Annotated in this window: 5 protein-coding genes; 1 reads left to right on the top strand and 4 read right to left on the bottom strand. The window is 65.6% G+C overall.

The features are described 5' to 3' along the window. Window positions 1-232: 232 nt before the first annotated feature. From HMPREF2993_RS06980 to merA, 3 genes are all read right to left on the bottom strand, one after another. Window positions 233-1,189, bottom strand: coding sequence for a cytochrome c biogenesis CcdA family protein (locus HMPREF2993_RS06980; RefSeq protein WP_070701669.1), 957 nt, complete (start codon window positions 1,187-1,189; stop codon window positions 233-235). Continuing rightward, window positions 1,186-1,668, bottom strand: coding sequence for a TlpA family protein disulfide reductase (locus tag HMPREF2993_RS06975; protein WP_083308548.1), 483 nt, complete (start codon window positions 1,666-1,668; stop codon window positions 1,186-1,188). The genes HMPREF2993_RS06980 and HMPREF2993_RS06975 overlap by 4 nt, the downstream gene beginning before the upstream one ends. A 227-nt stretch (window positions 1,669-1,895) precedes the next feature. Next, a complete protein-coding gene (gene merA, locus HMPREF2993_RS06970) occupies window positions 1,896-3,320 on the bottom strand; it encodes a mercury(II) reductase (protein WP_070701667.1) in 1,425 nt (474 codons plus the stop codon). Window positions 3,321-3,428: 108 nt separating this feature from the next. Between merA and HMPREF2993_RS06965 the strand changes: the two genes are divergently transcribed. Then, complete coding sequence (locus tag HMPREF2993_RS06965; RefSeq protein ID WP_004601215.1) at window positions 3,429-3,818, top strand: heavy metal-responsive transcriptional regulator; 390 nt, start codon at window positions 3,429-3,431, stop codon at window positions 3,816-3,818. A gap of 283 nt (window positions 3,819-4,101) precedes the next feature. On the opposite strand, the gene HMPREF2993_RS13730 is transcribed toward HMPREF2993_RS06965, so the two are convergent. Then, the coding region (locus HMPREF2993_RS13730) for an HNH endonuclease signature motif containing protein (protein WP_246822390.1) at window positions 4,102-4,367 on the bottom strand (266 nt) is incomplete at its 5' end.

Genomic DNA, 4,367 nt, shown 5'->3' with positions numbered 1-4,367 from the left:
TCGGCTCTCCGCCCAACTTTGCAACAGCACCTTCCGAAGTCCACCACACTGACGTTCCCGTCATTGCGGGGGCGGTACAGAGGGCTCCTGACGGATTGCCCGAAGTCCTCTGCACGAATTGACTTCCGGCCTGATGCCGCTGTACCAACCTGTCCTGATAGGCGGGCGCCTCGTTTGCCAGAAGATGGGCAAGGTTCCCTCTCCCCATTGCTTTTTGGGAGTCCTCGGCCAGCTACGGGATCGTGCCTGGCCGGTCCTCGGTCGAGTTGTTGTCCGGAGTTGGTGTGCAGCAGTCGGGTTCCCCGCTTTGCCCGGGGCCCTCGCCTGTGGGCGGCGTTCCCTGTCTGATGCGCAGTCTCCTGCGCCGGTTGAGGGCGGCCAATGCCGATGCGAGCACCACGGCTGCGGCGAGGGCTGCGATCAGGGTGCTGTTGTCGCTGATCCAGGCGCTGGCGGCGGCTGACCATACGGCGAGGCTGTTGGCCTGTGCGGTTCCGCCGGTGGCGGCGGGATACCAATACCAGCTGAGGTAGGCGCCGGTTATGGTGAGGATGAAGGCGGCGATGCGGTTGCTGTGCTTGGCCAAGCCGGTGATTCTTCGCCCGAGGGCGGCCCCGGCGATGGCCGTGCCTGCCGAAACGAGCATCAGGACAGTGGCCGAGCCTGCGGCGTAGGCGGCGAAGACCGCGAGCAGCCCGGCGTAGCTGGCGACGGCCTGGGCTTGGGCGATCACGGCCAGGAGCACCCCGAGGGTGCAGCCGAGGGATGCTGCGGCGTATCCGATCCCGAAGGCCACCATGCGCCCGGTTTTGTGACCTGCCCCTGCGGCTTCTTGTGTGCGGGGTTTCGTGGCCCAGGCCGGCAGACGGAGCCGTGGTGTGAGTCCGGTGAGCATGGCCAGGCCCAGCAGGAGAAGGATCACCCCGGTGGCCATTCCCAGCCAGGGCGCTGCGCTGATCAGGGTCCTGGCGCCCGCGCTGACGATCAGCCCGAAGGCTGCCAGGGTCCCGGCGAAGCCGAGGCTGAGCGCGAGCCCGGCCCGGAGCCCGTGGGCCAGACGCAGCGCGAGCGGGCGCGTCCGGGCGTCCCCGATGGTCTGGGCTATCCAGGCGGGCAGGAAGGCGAAACCGCAGGGATTGACCGGGGCAATCATTCCAGCGGCGAAGGCCAGGGCAAGCAGGGCTGTCATTGGGCACCGGCCTTGGTGAGTTCTTCTTGGATCTTTTCCGCAGACGGGTCGGTGGCCCGGAAGGTAACGTCGCCCTTCGCGTCGACCACCACCAGGGTGCTTATGGAGGTGACCTTGTACCGGGTGGTCAGTGTGGCCTCGGTGTCGATGACGGCAGGGAGCTCAGGGGCCTTGATGTAATCGCGGAATCCGTTGATGGTCTCCTTCGGTTCTCGGGGGTCCACGTCCACCAGGAGGTAGTCGGCCGAGCTTCCCAGGGCCGTGGAGGCCTTGTTCAGGGAATCGGCCCCTTCCGCACACTCACCGCATCCGGCAGAGAAGAAGAACAGTGCTGCGGGCTTACCGTCCGGGATGGTCCGGGTAGTGCCGTCAATGTCGGAGACCGTAACAGCAACGGCACCGGCCGCGTCGGGCGACGAACCGCCTGGCGCGGCCGACGGGCCGCCCGGTGAGCTGGCGCAGGCGGTTGTCAGTGCCATGACCGCTGCCAGAAACAGGGCGGAGGCGAGGTGCCTGGGCCGGGGAACGGACAGAGAACGGCGGGATCTCGGGTATGTCATGGTGTCTGGTGGTTCCTTCCAGGAATGGGGATGGGGACTCAGGCGGTGCCGTGGTCGGTGCGGTGGTGCTCGGGGACAACAGATAGGTGAGGGCCTGGTCGGTGGCGGTCAGGGCATTCCTTTGCTTCGGTAGTGGGGGCTGGAGCTCAGGCGCAGCAGGAGAGCTCGGAGACGTCGGTGGTGAAGGCCTTGGCGGCGATCCTGATGCCCTCGGCCATCGTCAGGTAGGGGCTCCAGGCGGCGGCGACCTGCGCGGTGGTCATGCCCGCTTCGAGGATGTAGACGCCGGCGGCGGCGATTTCCCCGGCGTCCTTGGCCACCGCGGAGAGGCCCAGGATCCGTCCGGTGTCGCGGTCCGCGACAACCTTGATGAAGCCGCGGGTGTCGCGGTTGACCACGGCTCGCGGCACGTACTCCAGGGGGAGGACCCGGCACTCGCAGCTGATCCCGGCGGCGACAGCTTCCTTTTCCGTCATCCCGACCGCCCCGATGGCGGGACTGGTGAAGGTGACCCGGGGCAGGTGCCGGTAGTCGACCTCGGCCAGGGCATCGGTGAACGCATTGTCCACGGCCAAGGCGCCGTGGGCCGCTGCGACGTAAACGAACTCCCGATGGCCGGTCGCGTCCCCGGCGGCCCAAACCCGCGGGTTGGACGTGGCCAGGCGGGAATCGACCACGATCTCGCCGGATGCGCCGGTCTTCACCCCGACGGCGTCAAGGTCCAGTCCCTCGGTCACCGGGCGGCGGCCCAGTGCCACGAGGATGCGGGAAGCGCGGAACACCTCCTCGCCCCCGGCCACGTTTGCCGTCACCGAGACCCCGTCCGGGCCGGAGGCCACGGAGTCGGCCATGGCCCGCCGGACCACCCGGATCCCCTCGTCGGTGAACACCCCCGCCAACGCCTTGGATGCCTCCGGTTCCTCCTGCGAGGCCAACCGGGAACGGACCAGCATGGTCACCCGGGAGCCCAGCCGGGAGAAAAGCTGTGCCATCTCCAGGGCAACATAGCCTCCGCCCAGGATCAGCATTGATTCGGGCACCTCGTCCAGTTCCATCGCCGTCGTCGAGGTCAGGTACCCGGCCTCGGCCAGTCCGGGAACGGGCGGCACGTAGGGTGCGGAGCCAGTGGCCACGAGGTAGTGCCCGGCCTCGATCGTTCTCACTGCACCATCCGGGGAGATCACCCGGAGCAGCGGTGCGTCCTGGGTTCCGGTGAACGACGCGTCCCCCGAGATCATCGTCCACCCGTAGTCCGCGGCCAGATCGACGTACTTCTCCGTGCGCATGCTTTCAACCAGCGCGGCCTTGCCCTGAATCAGGGCCGGCATGTCCACCGGGCCCGCCGAGGCCGCCACCCCAGGGAAGCGGGCCGAATCCAACGCCACGTGGCGGGCCTCCGCGGCAGCCAGGAGCGCCTTCGACGGGACGCAGCCCGTGTTCACGCATGTCCCGCCCACGGTGCCGCGCTCCACCATCACGACGCGCTTGCCCAGTCCGGTGGCCCGGATCGCGGCCGCAAACGCTCCGCCGCCGGAACCAATAATCGCCAGATCGAACTTTTCGTTTGTCATTCCAGATGTCTCTTCCCTGTGGTTCAAAAGTTCCTATGGAACCATTGTGAACCTTCCAGTACAATGGAAGGTCAAGTGTGGTGGCCATTGGAAGGGGAATCGGCGAACATGAGGATCGGACAGCTTGCGGAAGCAACCGGAACCACGACCAAGACCCTGCGGTTCTACGAGGAGTCGGGGCTGCTCCCTCCGGCCGAGCGATTGGCCTCCGGCTATCGGGACTACGCCGAGGATGCCGTGGGTCGGGTCGGGTTCATCCACCGGGGCCAGGCCGCGGGCCTCACCCTCGCCCAGATCCGCCAGATCCTCGACATCCGCGACGGCGGCCAGGCGCCCTGCGAGCACGTGCGCGACCTGCTTGACGTGCGCCTCGCTGAGATCGAGCAGCAGATCGCGCAGCTCTCCGTGCTGCGCGACACTATCGCGGACCTCAGACAGGACGCCGCACACCCGGACCCTGAAACGTGCAGCACCGATCAAGTGTGTAGGTACTTGTAATCCAATTGGGCACACCTCCTTAGCAACCACGCTATGCGAGAGTTGCAGCTCGACGAGAGCCAGGATGACAGGATTAACCGCCAGGAGCTATCTATAAATAGGGACTATTTCTTACCTGGAAGTAACATTTTGGCGGTTGAGGATAATACCTTTGGTGCATTTTGAGCCAAAGTAAAAATAGTCCCCTACGGGAAGACGGAAATAAGACCAGTTCCCGGTGGACAAGAACAGTCTTCGCGAGCAGGTAGTTGGTGGGCCCTTGCGTTCATAATTCTGTGCACCATCACCACCATGATCGACAGGCGAAAACCAGGTTCTTCGGGTGGGTTGGCCCGCCTTCAGCCCAGTTGTGTCGGTGATCCAACTGGCTGAGAAAAGCAGGCTCGCCGCATCCGCCGACCCGGCAGGTACCGTCGCGGCCTTCGACAAGTTTGCGCATGATGATTCCTGGCTGGTAGCCATCGGCTTCTTTTATCTCTTCGGTTAAATCCCGCGTCTTGTCATGTGGCATGGGCTCAGCCCGCCAGCCGAAGCCTTCAATAAAGGTCG

The sequence above is a fragment of the Corynebacterium sp. HMSC068G04 genome, from assembly GCF_001814885.1.
Classification (GTDB): Bacteria; Actinomycetota; Actinomycetes; order Mycobacteriales; family Mycobacteriaceae; genus Corynebacterium; species Corynebacterium hiratae.
This window is presented reverse-complemented; position numbering and strand designations above follow the sequence as displayed.